The 17,067-nt window shown below is 62.5% G+C and carries 14 protein-coding genes; 9 read left to right on the forward strand and 5 right to left on the reverse strand.

Features of this window, described 5'->3' with window-relative positions; all coding sequences use genetic code 11:
• On the reverse strand, nucleotides 1–882 hold the full coding sequence (locus KBX07_RS05055) for an asparaginase domain-containing protein (RefSeq protein ID WP_256023278.1): 882 nt from the start codon (nucleotides 880–882) through the stop codon (nucleotides 1–3).
• A gap of 87 nt (nucleotides 883–969) precedes the next feature.
• On the opposite strand from KBX07_RS05055, the gene KBX07_RS05060 reads away from it, so the two are divergent.
• On the forward strand, nucleotides 970–1,671 hold the full coding sequence (locus KBX07_RS05060; protein ID WP_256023279.1) for a hypothetical protein: 702 nt from the start codon (nucleotides 970–972) through the stop codon (nucleotides 1,669–1,671).
• Here the strand turns inward: KBX07_RS05060 and KBX07_RS05065 are convergent.
• Together KBX07_RS05065 and KBX07_RS05070 are read right to left on the reverse strand one after the other, a co-directional pair.
• Nucleotides 1,668–3,347, reverse strand: coding sequence for an ABC-F family ATP-binding cassette domain-containing protein (locus KBX07_RS05065; protein WP_256023281.1), 1,680 nt, complete (start codon nucleotides 3,345–3,347; stop codon nucleotides 1,668–1,670). The two genes, KBX07_RS05060 and KBX07_RS05065, sit on opposite strands and share 4 nt — an antisense overlap.
• 1 nt (nucleotide 3,348) lies before the next feature.
• On the reverse strand, nucleotides 3,349–4,233 hold the full coding sequence (locus KBX07_RS05070; RefSeq protein WP_256023282.1) for a hypothetical protein: 885 nt from the start codon (nucleotides 4,231–4,233) through the stop codon (nucleotides 3,349–3,351).
• Nucleotides 4,234–4,277: 44 nt separating this feature from the next.
• On the opposite strand from KBX07_RS05070, the gene lspA reads away from it, so the two are divergent.
• The 7 genes from lspA to dnaE all read left to right on the forward strand — a co-directional run bounded on the left by lspA (nucleotide 4,278) and on the right by dnaE (nucleotide 13,407).
• Nucleotides 4,278–4,808, forward strand: a complete 531-nt coding sequence (gene lspA / locus KBX07_RS05075; protein WP_256023284.1) for a signal peptidase II — start codon at nucleotides 4,278–4,280, stop codon at nucleotides 4,806–4,808.
• Nucleotides 4,801–5,724 carry an RluA family pseudouridine synthase gene (locus tag KBX07_RS05080; protein WP_005289610.1) on the forward strand — a complete coding sequence of 308 codons (924 nt, stop codon included), beginning with the start codon at nucleotides 4,801–4,803 and terminating at the stop codon, nucleotides 5,722–5,724. Before lspA ends, KBX07_RS05080 begins: the two co-directional genes overlap by 8 nt.
• Entirely contained in the window at nucleotides 5,721–6,245 is a 525-nt protein-coding gene (locus KBX07_RS05085; RefSeq protein WP_256023286.1) for a hypothetical protein, read from the forward strand. The genes KBX07_RS05080 and KBX07_RS05085 overlap by 4 nt, the downstream gene beginning before the upstream one ends.
• 64 nt (nucleotides 6,246–6,309) lie before the next feature.
• On the forward strand, nucleotides 6,310–7,794 hold the full coding sequence (locus tag KBX07_RS05090; protein WP_256023288.1) for an efflux RND transporter periplasmic adaptor subunit: 1,485 nt from the start codon (nucleotides 6,310–6,312) through the stop codon (nucleotides 7,792–7,794).
• 71 nt (nucleotides 7,795–7,865) lie between these two features.
• A complete protein-coding gene (locus tag KBX07_RS05095) occupies nucleotides 7,866–8,555 on the forward strand; it encodes an ABC transporter ATP-binding protein (protein ID WP_256023387.1) in 690 nt (229 codons plus the stop codon).
• A complete protein-coding gene (locus tag KBX07_RS05100) occupies nucleotides 8,542–9,840 on the forward strand; it encodes an ABC transporter permease (RefSeq protein ID WP_256023289.1) in 1,299 nt (432 codons plus the stop codon). Before KBX07_RS05095 ends, KBX07_RS05100 begins: the two co-directional genes overlap by 14 nt.
• A 9-nt stretch (nucleotides 9,841–9,849) precedes the next feature.
• Entirely contained in the window at nucleotides 9,850–13,407 is a 3,558-nt protein-coding gene (gene dnaE, locus KBX07_RS05105) for a DNA polymerase III subunit alpha (protein WP_256023290.1), read from the forward strand.
• A gap of 75 nt (nucleotides 13,408–13,482) precedes the next feature.
• On the opposite strand, the gene KBX07_RS05110 is transcribed toward dnaE, so the two are convergent.
• Nucleotides 13,483–13,902, reverse strand: a complete 420-nt coding sequence (locus KBX07_RS05110; protein ID WP_255994813.1) for a hypothetical protein — start codon at nucleotides 13,900–13,902, stop codon at nucleotides 13,483–13,485.
• 124 nt (nucleotides 13,903–14,026) lie between these two features.
• Between KBX07_RS05110 and ilvA the strand changes: the two genes are divergently transcribed.
• Complete coding sequence (gene ilvA, locus KBX07_RS05115; RefSeq protein ID WP_256023291.1) at nucleotides 14,027–15,310, forward strand: threonine ammonia-lyase IlvA; 1,284 nt, start codon at nucleotides 14,027–14,029, stop codon at nucleotides 15,308–15,310.
• A 19-nt stretch (nucleotides 15,311–15,329) separates the two neighbouring features.
• Here ilvA and treZ read toward each other — a convergent pair whose 3' ends face one another.
• Complete coding sequence (gene treZ, locus KBX07_RS05120) at nucleotides 15,330–17,054, reverse strand: malto-oligosyltrehalose trehalohydrolase (RefSeq protein ID WP_256023292.1); 1,725 nt, start codon at nucleotides 17,052–17,054, stop codon at nucleotides 15,330–15,332.
• Nucleotides 17,055–17,067: the final 13 nt, after the last annotated feature.

Below are 17,067 nucleotides of genomic sequence, written 5' to 3' on the forward strand. Positions count from 1 at the left end.
TCAGCCGAACACGGTCTTAGGGTCGAGTCCTGCCCGCAGCGCTACTGCCAGGGCCATCCGGGCTTGTCCTGCCCGCAGCGGCCCGGATGGGATCGCGCCGAACGCACCCAGGGTGCTGCCGCCGCCGGGGCCGCCGTAGGTGAACTCGACGGTGCCGAAGGGCACAGACGTGGTGACCACTACCGGCACTGTCTGCAGGGCGGCCTCGATCGCTGTTCCCATTGCGTCGGAGACGTTGCCGGCGCCGAGTGCCTCCACCACGATCCCGTTCGCGCCGGAGCGCACCGCAAAGTCGATGAGCTCACCGCCCGCGCCGGGCCACGCGCGGAAGATCGGGATGTGCACGCCCGCAAGTGCCACTGGTGCAACCGGTTCTCGCCGTGACGATGGGTTGGCCGAGAACGGCGACATCTCCGCGGTGTCGCGCTTGAACAGCCCCCGCGCCGGGAGCACATCGCCCACGCACACGAGGACCCCGCCAGCGCTGTTGTCAGGATCGTGTGCGAGTTCGATGGCTCGCCTCAGGTTGCTGGGCCCGTCTTCGGCACCCATCGCGCCCGTCACCACGACTGGCTTGGCCGAAGCGTGGAAGAGGTCCAGTACGAGTGCTGTGTCTGCCAGGGAATCTGTGCCGTGGGTGACCACTACGCCGGTAACGGAGTCGTCATCAAGCTGGGCGTGAACTTCCGCGACGAGATTGTCCACATCCGCCAACGTCATGGAGGAGGAGTCAACAGACTGCACGTCCACGGGACGGCACGGCACCCCGGGCGCGGCCCGCTCGATAAGGTCTGCAGCGGTCAGTTGCGGTACCAAGGCGCCGGTGTCGTCCGGGACGCAGGCGATCGTCCCGCCGGTGGCAATCACGGCAATTGTGCTCATATCTCAAGGTTGCCACAGGCGTGCCAATTTGAGCTGGCATGCACAAGCGGTAACGTTGACCCAGTTAAGGGAACAGAAGGAGAGATAGTGAAAGCACGCAAACTTATCGCCGTCACCGCCGCGTTCGGTGCAGCGCTGAGCCTGGCAGCCTGCTCCGACGAGGAGAACGGCGCAGAAGAGACTGCCGTGGCCACCGAAACCAACGTGGCCACCGAGCAGGCCGCTCCTGCTGAGATGCCCAATGCTGTGCAGCTCAACGAGATCCTGGCCCGCGCCACCGACCCGAACCTGCCGATGGAGGAGCGCACCCGCACCGTCCAGGGCGGCGAGAACGCTGTCGAGCTGTTCGACGTCATGACGAAGGCCAAGCAGGAGTCCGGCGCCGACTTCCAGGTCGTCGAGCCGATTCTGCCCGGCTACACCCCGAACGAAGTTCTCGCAGCCGTGAACTTCACCCAGCCGGAGCAAGGCCCCTCCGTCGCAGAGAACGTGTCCTTCGTCTACGAGAACGGGGCCTGGAAGCTGTCCCAGTCGTGGGCGTGCATCCTGATCCGCAACACCGTGGCCCCGGAGCAAGTCCCGCAGATGTGCGAGGCAACTCCGGAGGGTGAGGGCGTCGCTCCGGCACCTGCGCCCGAGGGTGCACCTGCACCTGCTCCGGAGGGCGCTCCGGCGCCCGCACCAGGCGGTGCTCCGGCCCCGGCTCCTGAGGGCGCCCCGGCACCGGCACCAGGCGGAGCTCCGGCCCCGGCACCTGCCCCCGGCGGTGCACCGGCACCTGCCCTTTAAGCTTCCGGGTTTTCTTCGCGCCACACCTCTTCTGTCCACAGCGTGGACAGGGTGAGGATCGTGGCGCGGTTGTCTTTGTGCTCAATGCGCCGGCGCCAGTTGCGGCGGACCCACCGGTCGTGAGAGGTCATGATGACTGTGCCCTCGAAATCCAGCAGTGCCTCCTCGAGTTCCTCGGCGAGGACGAGGGAGAGGTGGTTGGTCGGCTCGTCGAGAAGCAGTAGATCCGGCGGGTTGGACAAGATCAGGCCCAGCGAAACACGGCGACGTTGACCTAAGGACAGGTCGTCGAGGGGTTGTGCGGCCTGCTCTTCTGTCATCAATCCCATCTCGACGATGGTCGGCAGAATGTCGGCGGGGGTGCGCGACAGATCAGTCCAGTCGTCGTCCTGCTCCAGACGTGCGACGGTGATCTCCTCCGGCATGATGATTTCGCCGCCGTAGTCGGTGAGCTCGCCGTCGATGATCTTCAACAGCGTAGACTTGCCCGACCCGTTCGGGCCTTCGACAAGTAGCTGCTGGCCCGGCTGAACTTTGATGCTCAGCGGAGCGAGCCGGTCCGGGACGGAGAGGTTCTTCGTCACTACGGCAGGGACTCCCAGCGATGTCGCGGTGTGCTCCGGCAGGCCCTGGAAGCGCAGCCGCTTCGGCGGTGCCGGGATTTGGTAGCGCTCGAGTTTCTCCAGCCGCGATTCGGCTGCTTTTCGTCGGTTGCCCACCGTTTTCGCAGCCCTGTCAGCGTAGTACTTCGCGGCTTTGCGGGTTTCCGTCTTAGCTTCATGCGAGTGGAACACGTCGTCCTCGGTTTGGTGGGCGGCCTTTTCCAGCCGCTCACGCTCGTGTTCCTGAGCTGCGTAGTCGGTGGCCCAGCGGGCGCGGCGCTTCTCGCGGGCCTCGAGGTAATCGGAGAAGGAGCCGGAGAATTTCGCTCCCTGCTTTGTCTCTTCACCCATACCGCCTTCAGGGCCGAGCCCAGGGTCGAGATCGACCAAGCTGTCGCAGGCGGTGTCCAGGAAGTAGCGGTCGTGGGAAGCAGCCAGCACAGGGCCTTTGAATGAGGTGAGCTCGTCGACGAGGAAGTCCACTGCTTCGTCATCGAGGTGGTTCGTTGGCTCGTCGAGAACCATGGCGTCCACCGGGCGCAGCAGCAATGTGGCCAGCGCGAAGCGGCGTCGCTGCCCGCCGGACATCTCGCCGAGCGGAGTCGCCAGATCTACCCCTGCCAGACCTAAACCGGCCAGCACGGTGGCAATGCGCGCATCCAGTTCCCACACGCCGGAATTCTCCGCCCGTGTCAGAGCCACATCGAAGCGTTCCGCCAGTCCGGCATCAGCGGGGTTGTCCGCCATTTGCTCCGACAAGGCTCCGATCTCGCGCTCGACGCCGCGGAGTTCGTCCACGGCGGCGTCGATAAGCTCCGACGCGGGGGACGTGAACGGCAGTGAAGTCTCTTGGGCAATGAACCCCGTCACAGGCGGGGTGATGATCGTGCCTGCGGTCGGCTTGTTATCGCCGGCGATAAGGGAGAGCAACGTCGACTTGCCGGAGCCGTTCTCACCGATCAGCCCCGTGACAGAACCGGACGGCACTGCAAAGGAGATATCGGTGAGTACGCGGTGGCCGTCGGGGTAGGAAAAGGAGACTCCGTCAAGTCCGATGTGCAGCGGGGCAGGCATGTTATTTCCCGTAGGTCGTTGCGGTGGTCACGTCCTGGACCACTTTGAAATCGGGGTTGGGGCCGTTGTAGACGGTGCGGGTCGTCGCGGCGTTCTGGCCCTGCGTGGGCAGCGGTTTCGTGAGGTCCACTGTGATGGTCGCGTCGGACGTGGTCGACCACTCATCAGCCGTCAACGTGCCGCCGGCCTGGGTGTCGTCGATGGTGAGCTCTGTCTCCGTCGGCTCGTCTTCGATGTCGAGGGACAGGACGACGGTGTCACCATCGAGGGAGTCCACGGTGTAGCGCGTCGTGCGCAGCATGTGGGCACCGCCGATCGTGCGCGTTTGCACAGTCCACGTCGCTCCCTCGCCGACGGCCTCAATGGGAAACACCGGTTGGGCGGCAAGAACCTGGAGCAGAGCACTCTCAACAATCGCGCGCCCTTCGTCGGAGCTGCCCTCCGGTGGAAGCAGCTTGATGTCCTGGATATTGCCGTGGACGTCGTGCTGCCACCGCATGCGGAAGTCCTCCGCAGTCAGAGCGTCCGTGCCGGCATCCAAGTTCGAATGCTTCGGCTCACCGACCCTCGCCTCGGAGGCATCGTCCGCGATGTAGATAGTCAACGGCAGCGTGACCTTGTCCACGTCACCGCCGGCCGGGGCCTCGGGGTCGACTCTGTCGGTGGCTACTGCGCCTTGAGCGACGCCGTAGGAGACCTCAACGGTCGTGGTTTGCTCCCCGCCTGAATACACCAGCTGACGCTTCTCACCGTCGCCCTGGTCTTCCAGAGTCACGGTGGCGGTGTCGACCTCGAAGGCTGGGACATCGTCCATCGGGTCGGTTTTCGCGCATGCGCTCAGCCCGAGCGATGCGGCAAGCAGCAGGGACAAGAACCGATATCTCACACATCGAACCTACCGCACTGCCAAGCGACTACAGTAAGGCGACGATGACCACAGAAAGCCGAGCTACCCGCACCCGCCCTTATGTTCCGCTCATCGTGAGCGTCATGGCCGCGGTCGGTGTGATCGATCAAATCCTCAAACAGACCATGGTCACGGTGCTCACCCCGGGTGAGGCGGTGTATCTGATCGGCGACTGGTTCCGTCTTTACCTGCTGTTCAACCCCGGCGCGGCCTTCTCCATGGGCCAAAACTCCACGTGGATCTTCACCACGATCCAGCTCGTCTTCGTTGTCAGCGCGCTCCTTGTGGCCCCGCGGATCCGGGATAAGTGGGAGGCGCTGGGCATCGCGCTCATCGCCGGCGGCGCGCTGGGCAACCTCATCGACCGCCTGTTCCGCGATCCGGGATTCTGGTTCGGGCACGTGGTGGACTACATCTCCGTCGGCAGCTTCGCGGTGTTCAACGTCGCGGACATCGCCATCAATGTCGGGGTAGCGGTCTTCGTGCTCTCCTTGTTCCTGGGGGACAACAATGAAGATAAGGATGAGGACAAAGACGGGGGCAGCAATGAGTAGGTACCGTTCGCTCGTTGTTCCAGAGGGGCTCGACAGCATGCGTGTCGACGCTGCCGTGGCCAAAGCATTCGGTCTGTCGCGCACTGTCGCGGCTGAGCTCATTGAAGCGGGCGAGGTGCTTATCGACGGCTCCCGCGTGACCAAATCCGACCGCGTCTCCACCGGGCATAGCCTCGAGGTGACCTTGCCGGAACCGAAGCAGGCGCCGATGCCGAAGGAGGAGATCGTTGAAGGTCTGACGGTGCTGTACGACGATGATGACGTCATTGTCGTGGACAAGCCCGTCGGCGTTGCCGCGCACCCGACGCTGGGTTGGGACGGCCCCACGGTGGTGGGCGGGCTGCAAGCCATGGGCTACCAGTTGCCTGATGCAGGCCCGCCGGAGCGTAAAGGTATTGTGCAGCGGCTCGACGTGGGTACCTCGGGTGTCATGGTCGTGGCCAACTCGATCCCGGGATACTCGGTGCTCAAGCGCGCGTTCAAAGAGCGCACGGTGGAGAAGACTTATCACGCCGTCGTGCAGGGTTTGCCCGATCCGATCGTGGGAACGATCGACGCGCCGATTGGCCGGCACCCGTCGTCGGGGTGGAAGTTCGCCGTCACCGCAGACGGGCGTCACTCAGTCACCCATTACGAGGTTCTCGAGGCGTTCCGGGAAGCAAGCCTGCTGGAAGTCCACTTGGAAACGGGACGCACGCACCAGATCCGCGTCCACATGTCCTCGGTGGGCCACCCCTGCGTGGGGGATCCGATGTACGGCTCCGACCCGAACTTGGGCAAGCGGCTGGGGCTGATCCGGCAGTGGTTGCACGCCACTGCACTCGGTTTCGTCCACCCCGGCACCGGTGTGTGGATGGAAGTGGAGTCACCCTATCCACCCGACCTTCAGCACGCAGTGGACGTGCTGCGGGCATGAGAAAGCTCCCCACGGCATTGACCATCGCCGTAGCGGTGCTCGCAATTTCGGTGGTTCTCATCGCCGGGATCTGGCTGCTGGGAACCCGCACCGGGTTTGAACCGGCTCCCCAAGGCGACCAGCTCGGTCCAGACGCGGGGGAGAGTGCGCAGGAATATGCGCAGCGAGCGTCGATAAGCATGCGCAGCGCTCCGGGCGATGAACCTGCCTTTGCCCTGGTCACGTTCTCACCGGCTTTGAACGCGGAGGAGGCCGCGGATGTCTTGGATCCCATTGGGCGTGTGAACGCGATTCTGCCGCCTGAGTCGCATCCGCTGCCTGTCGGGGAGGGCGACCGCGCGCACAATTTCACCGTGGCAACCGAAGAAGACCTTGCCGGAGTAGTCGTGTGGGACACCGGCGATGCGTTGCGCCAGATCGCCGACAACGAGCGGGTGTGGTCCGTCGAGGCGCTTCCTCCCGATGCCGTGTGGGGGGCTTTTGCCATTCGCCCCGTCAATACTCTCGGGGGTGAACTGTGAGGGTGACGGTGTAATGTTAAGAAGAGCTTGAAGCCCAAGACCCTGTTTGATCGATGATCAGGAGATGACATTGTCTTCTTTCCGCACCGCCCGTAAAGCTGGAGTGTCCCTGGCTGCTGCCTCGACCCTATTCTTTGCCTCAGCCTGCGGCATAGGTGGCGGGGGAGACGCCGCCTCCGGTGACCTCGGCTCCGGCGACTACCAGGTCGTTGCGAAAGAAGGCGTGGTCAACAGCATTGTCGTCGACGGGTCCGTCGCGCCGATCAAGCAGGCTGGCATCTCCTCCGCTATGGCAGCACCCGTTGAGAAAATTCACGTGCAGCTGGGCGACAAGGTGAAAAAGGGCCAGCTCCTGGTCACCATGGACACCTCTGCCGGCCCGCAGCTGCAAAGCCAGGGTGCTGGGGCGGAAGCACTTGAAATGGATGCTGCGGGCAGCCTGCACGAGACCCTCTTGGATGCCGGCAGTGCCATCGAGAACTGCCTGAAACCGTTGCTGCCGGGCCACCCGAAACCCGGCCAAGCGTGCGCCCCGCCTCCACCCCCGCCGGGACAGCCGGCGCAGCCGGGCAATTCTGGCCCGAGCAGGGAAGAGGTCGAGCGTGCGCTGGGTGAAGCCCACGCACAAGGCCGCGAGCAGGGGCAGCGCGAAGCACAGCAGGCCATTGAGCAGCAGATGATGGACGCGCAGGGTGCTCCGGGTGCCCCAGGTGCCCCAGGCGCCCCGGGCGTTCCTGACCCAGGAATGGGTGATCCGGCAGCTGATCCGGCCACGCAAGAAATGCTCATGCAGCAGCAGGCTCAGGCGCAGGCCGAAGAAAGCATCCAGGAATACGAGACGCCGGATCCGGAAATCTACGCCCCCATGGACGGCGTGGTGACCAAGATCGAGGCGGAGGAGGGATCGCCGGCCGCGGGCGGCCTGATGACCGTGTCCGATACCTCGCGCTTCCTCGTCCGCGCCAACGTGCGCGAGTCCGATGTGGCCAATGTGCGCGAAGGAAACCGCGTCACCTTCACCACCCCGGTGACGGATGACAAGGAGTTTGAGGGCCGCGTGCGCCGTGTCGCCCCCATGGCTGACGGGGATCCCGCCGGCGCGGGTGCTGAAGCAGCCGCGCGCGCGATGCAGGGCCAGGGCGGCGACAAGAAGGACACCGGTGTCACCTTCCCGGTGGAGATCGAAGTCACCGGCGATACCAAAGACCTGCGCTTGGGAGCGTCCGCGCGTGTGGAGATCATCACCGACGAAAGCCCGGACGGCTTGAGCATCCCGCGCGACGCGGTGTTCGACGGCAACAAGGTGCTCGTGTTCGCCCGCGAGAACGAGGACGCCACCACGGGCAAGATCGAAGAGCGCACTGTGGAGACCGGTGTGAAGAACGACACCGACATCGCCGTCACCGGAGGCGACCTCAAAGAGGGCGACACGGTCATCGCCTGGCCGGACGATTATCGCGATCGCATCGGTGAAGAAGTGACCATCGCCGATGACGCATCCGCTGACAAGTCCGGTGACAAACCCGCCGATAAGTCCGCGCAGGAGTAACCACCGTGACGGAAACTCCCACAGCCGACCAGCCGCAGCTGGTCGAGATTGATCCTGACCAGCTCATCTTCATGCGCGGCATCACCAAAAAATACAACCAAGGCAAAGACACCGAGCTCACGGTGCTCCACGGCATCGACTTCGACACCAAGCAAGGGGAGTTCGTTTCCATCGTCGGCCCGTCCGGCTGCGGTAAATCAACCTTGATGAACCTCATCGGAATGCTGGACAAACCCACCCACGGAGGTTACGCCTTCAACGGTGAGGACGTCTTCCAAAAGAACGACACTGAGCTAGCGGCCTACCGCTCGCAAAACATCGGTTTCATCTTCCAGAACTTCAACTTGGTCGGGCGTATCAATGCGCTGCAAAATGTTGCCATGCCGATGATGTACGCGGGCGTCGGCAAGCGTGAGCGAGAAGAGCGCGCCGCAGAGCTGCTCGACATTGTCGGCATGGGTGACCGCCTCACACACCAGCCGAACGAGCTTTCCGGTGGTCAAAAGCAGCGCGTGGCCATTGCACGCAGCCTGGCGAACGACCCGGATTTGCTGCTTGCTGACGAGCCGACGGGTGCCCTCGATTCCCAAACCGGACGCATGGTCATGGACTTATTCCACCGTCTCAATCAGGACTATGGCAAAGCCATCGTCTTCATCACCCACAACCCAGACCTAGCTGAAGAGACGCAGCGAAGTGTGGAAATGAAGGACGGCCACGTCGTGGAGGTGCGCGCAGGAGGTGCCCATGGAGCTGCGTGAATCAATCAACCTGGCCACAAGCAGCCTGCGCACGAATAAGCTGCGCTCGATTCTGACTTTGCTAGGCATCATCATCGGCATCATGGCCGTGATCATCATCATGACGCTCGGCCGCGGCCTGCAGAACCAGGTGATGAGTGGTCTGGAAGACATCGGCGCGTCCCGGCACGTGGTGATGATCGCCCAAACTCCAGACGAAGAAGAAGCGATGCCGGAAGATGAGTTCTCCGGCGGCATGGATATGCCGGTCGATGATGAGTCCGACATGGTCTCTATCGACGAGCTCGGCCAGATCCGGGATCATTTCGGTGAGCGGGTCATCGGAACGGATATCTCCGAGAGGGTCCCCGCGGAGACGAAATATGGTGAGAAGACAGCGTCTGCCGATATCAATCCGGTGCTTGCGGATTCGTTGGGCGTTCGCGCCATCAACGTTGAATTCGGTCGGGGAGTGACGCAGCAGGACATTGACACCGAGCGTCCCGTCGCGGTGATTTCGCAGGAGCTTGTCGACGCATTCTTTGACGGCGACGCCGCCGCCGCCCTCGGTGAGCGCATCGATATCGAAGGCGATTCCACCGGGGTGTTCACCGTGATCGGTGTCGCCGAAGCCGAGGAAGAAAGTGCCGATAGCTTCGGTCAGATGCAGGCCTATGGTCAGATCTATATCCCGTTGAGCTCGCTCGAGCGGATCGCCGAACCCATTGAAAGCGTCAACATGTTCATCGTGCAGACCACGGGTGATGAGGACCCGGCTGAGTTCCGCAACGAGCTGCAAAGCTACATGGACCGCCAGTACGCGCACAACGACAACGCCGAGGCGCAAGTCATCGACATGGAGTCGTCCCTCGAGGGATTCACAGCCATCTTTGGCGCCATTAGCTCGGTGATCGCGTCCATCGGTGGTATTTCTCTGCTCGTCGGCGGAATCGGCGTGATGAACGTCATGCTCATCACCGTCACCGAACGCACCCGGGAAATCGGTGTGCGTAAGGCGCTCGGCGCGACCCGCCGCGACATCCGCACCCAGTTCATCGTAGAGGCAGTGATGGTGTGTCTGCTCGGTGGAATCATTGGCGTGCTACTCGGCGGCCTCATCGGCGTGTTGTCGAGTGGCTTGCTCGGCTTCATCGAAGGTGACTCCTACGGCCCGGTGGCATTCCCACCGATCGGGGCAGTGGTGTTCTCGCTGTTGTTCTCGATGGGTATCGGCGTCTTCTTCGGTTTCTACCCGGCAAACAAGGCTGCCAAGATGCAACCGATCGACGCTTTGCGCTACGAGTAGACTCTCCTCATGGCCAAAAAATCCTCCTTTGTCCACCTGCACAACCACACCGAGTTCTCCATGCTCGACGGCATGGCCAAGGTGGATCTGCTGGCGGAGGAGGTCTCCCGCCAGGGCATGCCCGCAGTCGGCATGACCGACCACGGCAACATGTTCGGGTCGAATGCGTTCTACCGCCGGATGACAGACGCGGGCATAAAGCCCATCATTGGTATCGAGGCCTACATGGCACCCGAGTCGCGCTTCAATAAGAAGCGCGTGCTGTGGGGCACCCCGGACCAGAAGGGCGATGACGTTTCCGCCTCCGGTGCGTACCTGCACCAGACCATGCTGGCGGAGAACGCGACAGGGTTGCGCAACCTGTTCCGCTTGAGTTCGCTTGCGTCCTACGAAGGACAACTAGGTAAGTGGCCGCGCATGGATGCAGAGCTCATCGCCGAGCATGCTGACGGCATCATCGCCACCACTGGGTGCCCGTCCGGCGACGTGCAAACGCGCCTGCGCCTGGGCCAGTACGACCAGGCGCTCGAGGCGGCCGCGATGTGGCAGGACATCTACGGCAAGGACAACTACTTCCTCGAGCTCATGGACCACGGGCTGACCATTGAACGCCGCGTCCGTGAGGATTTGCTGCGCATCGGCGAAGCTCTAGACCTGCCGCCGTTGGTCACCAACGACTGCCACTACGTGCTGGAATCCCAGGCGCCCGCCCACGAGGCGATGCTGTGTGTCCAGACTGGTAAGACGCTGCTGGACCCGGACCGGTTCAAGTTCGACGGCACCGGCTACTACATCAAGTCCGCCGAGCAGATGCGCAACGACTGGGACGACATGGTGCCCGACGGTTGCGACAACACTCTCTGGGTCGCTGAGCGCGTTGGCGACTATGGCGAGTTGTGGGAGGAGCACCCGCACGACCGCATGCCGATTGCCACCGTGCCGGAGGGGGAGACCCCGACGACGTGGCTGCGCAAGGAAGTGCACCGCGGCTTGGATGAGCGGTTCGAGGGCAAGGAGGTGCCGGAGGATTACCGCGCCCGCGCCGACTACGAGATCGACGTCATCGACATGAAGGGCTACCCGTCCTACTTCCTGATCGTCGCCGAGCTGATCAAGCACGCACGTTCCATCGGTATCCGCGTCGGTCCGGGCCGTGGTTCCGCAGCAGGTTCCCTGGTCGCGTACGCGCTGACCATCACCAATATCGATCCGATGGAGCACGGCCTGCTCTTCGAGCGTTTCTTGAACCCTGAGCGCCCGTCCGCACCCGATATCGATATTGACTTCGACGACCGCCGCCGCGGCGAGATGCTCACCTATGCAGCAGAGAACTGGGGCGAGGACAAGATCGCCCAGGTGATCACCTTCGGCACCGTGAAGACGAAGCAGGCGATCAAGGACTCCGCCAAGGTCAACTTCGGCCAGGAAGGTTTCCAGAAGGCCGACCGGATCAACGCTGCACTCCCACCGGCGATCATGGCGAAGGACATCCCGCTGTCCGGTATCACCGACCCGGAGCACGACCGCTACTCCGAGGCCACCGAGGTCCGTTCGATGATCGAGACTGACCCGGATGTGGCGAAGATTTATGAGACGGCACGGGGGCTGGAAGGCGTCGTCAGGCAAGCAGGCGTGCACGCGTGTGCCGTGATTATGGCGTCGGTGCCGCTCATGGACCACATCCCGATGTGGAAGAGGCCTGCAGACGGCGCACTAATCACCGGCTGGGACTACCCAGCGTGTGAGGCCATCGGCCTGCTGAAGATGGATTTCCTGGGGCTGCGTAACCTCACGGTGATCGGTGACGCCATCGAGAACATTGAGAAGAACCGCGGCGAGACGATCGATCTCGAGGCATTGGACACGGACAATGAAGCGGTCTACGAGCTGCTGTCCCGTGGTGACACACTCGGTGTGTTTCAGCTCGACGGCGGCGGCATGCAGGAGCTGCTCAAGCGCATGAAGCCGACCGGCTTCAACGATATTGTCGCCTCGTTGGCGCTCTACCGTCCCGGCCCGATGGGTGTGAACGCGCACTGGGATTACGCGGACCGCAAGAACGGCCGCAAGCCGATCACTCCGATCCACCCGGAGCTGGAGGAGCCGCTCAAGGAGATTCTCGACGAGACGTACGGTCTGATCGTTTACCAAGAGCAGATCATGAACATCTCCCAGAAGGTGGCCAACTACACCGCCGGCCAAGCAGACGGCTTCCGTAAGGCGATGGGTAAGAAGAAGCCCGAGGTGCTCGCCCAGGAATACGAGAAGTTTTCCCAGGGCATGTTCGACAACGGTTACTCTAAGGCTGCTGTCGACGCTCTGTGGGGCACGATCGAGCCGTTCGCGTCCTACGCGTTCAACAAGTCCCACGCCGCTGGTTACGCGCTCGTGTCTTACTGGACGGCCTACCTGAAGGCGAACTACGCCGCGGAATACATGGCCGCTCTGCTGACCTCCGTCGGTGACAAGAAGGACAAGTCCGCGATCTACCTGGCTGACTGCAGGCACCTGGGCATCTCGGTGCTCCCGCCGGACATTAATGAGTCTGAAGAGACTTTCATGGCTGTGGACAAGGACATCCGTTACGGCCTTGCCGCGATCCGCAATGTCGGTGCAGAAGTGGTGGAGTCCATCATGGAGTCCCGCCGCACCAAGGGCGCTTTCACGAACTTCTCCGATTACCTGGACAAGATCGATCTGCTGCCGTGCAACAAGCGCATTACCGAGTCGCTGATCAAGGCGGGCGCGTTCGATTCATTGGATCACCCGCGCAAGGGTTTGCTGTTGGTTTCCGACGACGCTGTGGATTCGGTGCTGACCACGAAGAAGGCGGCCGACAAGGGGCAGTTCGACCTGTTTTCTGCCTTCGGGGGAGACCAGGAGGCCACGAACGCGTTTTCCATTGAGGTGCCTGACGACGAGTGGGAGAAGAAGCACAAACTCGCCCTCGAGCGTGAAATGCTCGGTTTGTATGTCTCGGGCCACCCGCTCGACGGTTTCGAGGAAGCCATTGACGCCCAGACCGACACTCCGCTGCCGAAGATCCTAGAAGGAGAGATGCGCCACGGTGATGAAGTGACCATCGGCGGCATTATTTCCGGCGTGGATCGGCGGTACTCGAAAAAGGACGGTTCCCCATGGGCCATCGTCACCCTCGAGGACCACCACGGTGCGCAGGTCGAAGTGCTACTGTTCAACAAGGTCTACGCGCTGGTGGCGCCGCAGATCGTCGAGGACAACATCATACTGGTCAAGGCGCACGTGTCCATCCGCGACGACCGCATGAGCCTATTCGGCGACGACGTGAAAGTCCCAGAGCTCGGCCCCGGTAACGGTGCCGGTCTACCGTTGCGCCTGACTCTGAAGACGGAGCAGTGCACGATGGACAACATCCGCAAACTCAAGCAGGTTCTGTCGAATAACCCGGGTGACTCGGACGTCTACTTGAACCTGGTCAACGGTGACCAGTCCCAATTGATGATCTTGGGGGACCACCTGCGAGTAGAAAGATCCGGCAGCCTCATGGGCGATTTGAAGGCCGCCATGGGTGCCGGAGTCCTGGGATAGAAAAAGCTGGCGAGCGCATCTACTCGCCAGCTAACGTGCCGGGATAACTAGCTCAGCTAGCTATCTACCACGCGTCTACTTCTTGAAGAGGGACTCGAACTGCGCCTTCGCAGCCGGGTTGATCTTGATGATCAGCGCGGCGAGCTGAGTGGCCACGGTAACCACGCCGGCAAGAGCAGCGACGATGGCAGAGATCGACTCGAAGTGGTTGGAATTCAAGTACGCCTCGAGGCGGTTCAGGCCGGAAGAACCCTCGGGGAAGCTGCCGCCGTTCTCCCATGGCCCCTCACTGGATGCGCCGTTCTTGTCCCAGGGGCCCTTGTTATCGCTCTTGTCTTCTTCCTTATCCTCGTCCTTGTCCTCAGACGGGGTGTCGTTGTCCTTGACACTTTCGACCTTCCCATCGTTAGCGTCATCAGCAAACGCAGGGGTGGTGGAACCGAAGATCATAGTGGCGGACAGTGCGGCGGCGATAAGGCCAGTGCGCTTCTTCACGGGGAAAGACTCCTTCAAAACGTTCACGGGTAACGTGCGTGCGACGTGCAGTAGTAGGTTTGGAAACCGCGACATAGTCTAGTCTCTTTTTCGGCAAAATCCAAGGGGTCTAAGATGATCTTCTATGACTTCCGCGCCTGATTTCACGCCCGTGCACGCCTCCGATATCCAGGGTGCGCAGGCTGGAATTTCCAGCGTCATCGCGCCCACTCCGTTGCAGTTCTGCCCGCGCTTGTCGCAGCAGCATGGGGTGGAGGTGTACCTGAAGCGGGAAGACCTCCAGGACGTGCGGTCGTACAAGATCCGCGGCGCCTACTACAACATTTCCAACTTGAGCGATGAGGAGAAAGCGGCTGGGGTCGTCGCGGCGTCGGCAGGCAATCATGCGCAAGGGGTGGCGTACGCGTGCCGGGCGATGGGCATTGACGGTAAGATTTTCGTGCCCAAGCGGACCCCGAAGCAGAAGCGCGACCGGATCATGGTCCACGGCGGGGACAGCGTGGAGCTTGTGCTCGTGGGCAACAACTTCGACGAAGCCGCGGAAGCAGCGCGCCGAGATGCGGAAGATCGCGGTGCCACCCTCGTGGAGCCTTTCAACGCGCGTGACACCGTCATCGGTCAGGGCACTGTGGCTGCGGAGGTGCTCACGCAGCTGACTGGTTTCGGCAAATCGCTCGACTCCATCTTCGTCCCCGTTGGCGGTGGGGGTCTGATCGGAGGAATCGCCGCCTACCTCGCCGACATGTCGCCGCGCACGGCCATCATCGGTACTGAGCCAGCAGGCGCTGCGTCCCTGGCAGCTGCGATGAACGCGGGCGGACCAGTCACGCTCGAGGCGATTGATCCGTTCGTCGATGGGGCCGCGGTCAAGCGCATCGGCGACGTCAACTACCGCATCATCGAGGAAAACCAGGGACGCATCCACATCGTCGACGTCGATGAAGGCGCTGTGTGCACGACCATGCTGGACCTGTACCAGAACGAAGGCATCATTGCGGAGCCTGCGGGCGCACTATCCGTCACTGCCCTCGACGAGGTCAAGCTCGCGCCGGGCAGCACAGTCGTGTGCGTTATCTCCGGCGGTAACAACGACGTGCTGCGCTACGCCGAGATCATGGAGCGCTCCCTGGTGCACCGGGGGCTGAAGCACTACTTCCTGGTCAACTTCGCCCAGGAGCCGGGCCAGCTACGCCGTTTCCTCAACGATGTGCTGGGCCCGGACGATGACATTTCGCTGTTCGAATACCTGAAAAAGAACAACCGGGAGACCGGTGCCGCGCTCGTCGGCATCGAACTGGCTCGCGCCACGGATCTCGATCCGCTGCTTGCACGCATGGAGGATGCCTCCTTCGACTGTCAGCGCCTCATGCCGGGCACACCGGAGTACGAATTCATCGTCACCGGTTAGCGCAAGTCAAGGCGCGGGGCTATCGTGCGATGATCGCGAAGTCCCATGCGCCCAGCACCGTCTGCTGCTTATCGACGCGCGGCGAGCCGTACGAGTACACCAACTCACCACCCGCGGGCACTGTGACTTCCTCGTCGGAAAAGTTGGCGGCGAGGAAGACGTCGTCGTACCCCATGGTCAACCACTTCTCGCCGTCTGCTCCGTGATCGACCTGGAGCTCGCGCAGGTCGTCTTTGGCCAGCCCGAGCCGGCGGCGCAGCGTGAGCAGATCCTTGTAGATCTCGTACATCTTCACGTTGTCGCCGGCGAAGTTCCAGTCGAGTTTCGCCGACTCGAAGGTCGCGGGGTCGACCGGGTCGGGCACATGATCGAAGTTCCAGCCGTAGCGGGCGAATTCGTGCGCGCGACCTTCGCGGGTGAGCTGCTGCAAGTTCTCGTCCGTGTGGGAGACGAAGAAAGGGAACGGGGTTTGGGCGTAGAACTCCTCGCCCATGAAGATCATCGGTGTGAACGGGCTGAAGAAAATCACTGCCGCCTTCAACGCGTGCTGCGCCATCGTCAGGTTCTGCGACGGCCGGTCGCCCGCTGCGCGGTTGCCTACCTGGTCGTGCGTGGTGGTGTAGGTGATCAGCTTCCACGGGGCGATCTGCTCTAAGTTCAGTGCGCGCCCGTGCGTGCGTCCGCGGAAGTTGGACCAGTCTCTGCGGAAGCGGTAGCCGTGGCGGAGGCTGTCGGCGAGGATTTTCACTGTTCCGAAGTCCTCGTAGTAGGCGATGTTTTCACCGGTGATGACGGTGTGGAGGGCATGGTGGATGTCGTCAAGCCACTGCGCGTCCAGCCCGTACCCGCCGTGGGCGTAGTCGGCAATGATGCGCGGATCATTCAAGTCGCTCTCTGCGATGATGATCGGGTTTGGGCCGTTCTTCACCTCGATCTCGTCGGCGAGCATGTTGATCTCCTCCATGATGGAGTACGCCGCGCGGTCGTCGTAGGAGTGCACCGCGTCGAGTCGCAGCCCGTCGATGTGGAACCCGTCGAGCCACTGCCGGACAGAATCAAGCACGTAGGCGCGCACCTCGTCCGAGTTGGCCCCGGAGAGGTTGACCACATCGCCCCAGCCTGTCGAGCCGGCCGTGGTGTAGGGGCCGAACATGCCGTTGTAGTTGCCGTCGGGGCCGAAGTGGTTGTACACCACGTCGAGGAAGACGCCCACGCCACGGTGGTGGGCAGCATCGACAAGCCGTTTGAGGCCTTCCGGTCCGCCGTAGGACTCCTGGACTGCAAACCAGTCGACACCGTCATACCCCCAGTTGCGCTCGCCCCCGAACGGCTGGACAGGCATGAGTTCAATCGTGGTCACACCGAGTTCAACGAGGTAATCAAGCTTATCGACGATCGCATCGAACGTTCCCTCCGGCGTGAACGTGCCCACGTGAAGCTCATAGATGACTTGGCCCTGCAACTCGTAGTTGACCCAGTGGTCGTCGGTCCACGGGAAGTCTGTACTGACGACTTCCGAGAGTCCGTGAATGCCGTCCGGCTGGCGCCGGGAGCGCGGGTCGGGGAGGGGTTTGGACCAGTCGTTGCCGTCGAAAAGCGTGAAGCCGTAGCGCTGGCCAGGAACCTGCTCGACATCGCTGGTCCACCACCCGCGGCGGCTGTCATCGCGGCGCATATCGTGCTCGTTCTCGTCGACGATGAGACGAACATCGTGCGCGTGCGGGGCCCAGACTTCAAACCTCATGTCTCCCACACTA

Source organism: Corynebacterium sp. CCUG 70398 (assembly GCF_024454055.1).
Taxonomy (GTDB): Bacteria; Actinomycetota; Actinomycetes; order Mycobacteriales; family Mycobacteriaceae; genus Corynebacterium; species Corynebacterium genitalium.

What these genes read in the sequence shown, in the direction of transcription:
- KBX07_RS05055 (WP_256023278.1), bottom strand. Translation starts at nt 882, where the DNA reads ATGAGCACAATTGCCGTGATTGCCACCGGCGGGACGATCGCCTGCGTC.
- KBX07_RS05065 (WP_256023281.1), bottom strand. Translation starts at nt 3,347, where the DNA reads ATGCCTGCCCCGCTGCACATCGGACTTGACGGAGTCTCCTTTTCCTAC.
- lspA (WP_256023284.1), top strand. Translation starts at nt 4,278, where the DNA reads ATGACCACAGAAAGCCGAGCTACCCGCACCCGCCCTTATGTTCCGCTC.
- KBX07_RS05080 (WP_005289610.1), top strand. Translation starts at nt 4,801, where the DNA reads ATGAGTAGGTACCGTTCGCTCGTTGTTCCAGAGGGGCTCGACAGCATG.
- KBX07_RS05085 (WP_256023286.1), top strand. Translation starts at nt 5,721, where the DNA reads ATGAGAAAGCTCCCCACGGCATTGACCATCGCCGTAGCGGTGCTCGCA.
- KBX07_RS05090 (WP_256023288.1), top strand. Translation starts at nt 6,310, where the DNA reads ATGACATTGTCTTCTTTCCGCACCGCCCGTAAAGCTGGAGTGTCCCTG.
- KBX07_RS05095 (WP_256023387.1), top strand. Translation starts at nt 7,866, where the DNA reads ATGCGCGGCATCACCAAAAAATACAACCAAGGCAAAGACACCGAGCTC.
- KBX07_RS05100 (WP_256023289.1), top strand. Translation starts at nt 8,542, where the DNA reads ATGGAGCTGCGTGAATCAATCAACCTGGCCACAAGCAGCCTGCGCACG.
- dnaE (WP_256023290.1), top strand. Translation starts at nt 9,850, where the DNA reads ATGGCCAAAAAATCCTCCTTTGTCCACCTGCACAACCACACCGAGTTC.
- ilvA (WP_256023291.1), top strand. Translation starts at nt 14,027, where the DNA reads ATGACTTCCGCGCCTGATTTCACGCCCGTGCACGCCTCCGATATCCAG.
- treZ (WP_256023292.1), bottom strand. Translation starts at nt 17,054, where the DNA reads ATGAGGTTTGAAGTCTGGGCCCCGCACGCGCACGATGTTCGTCTCATC.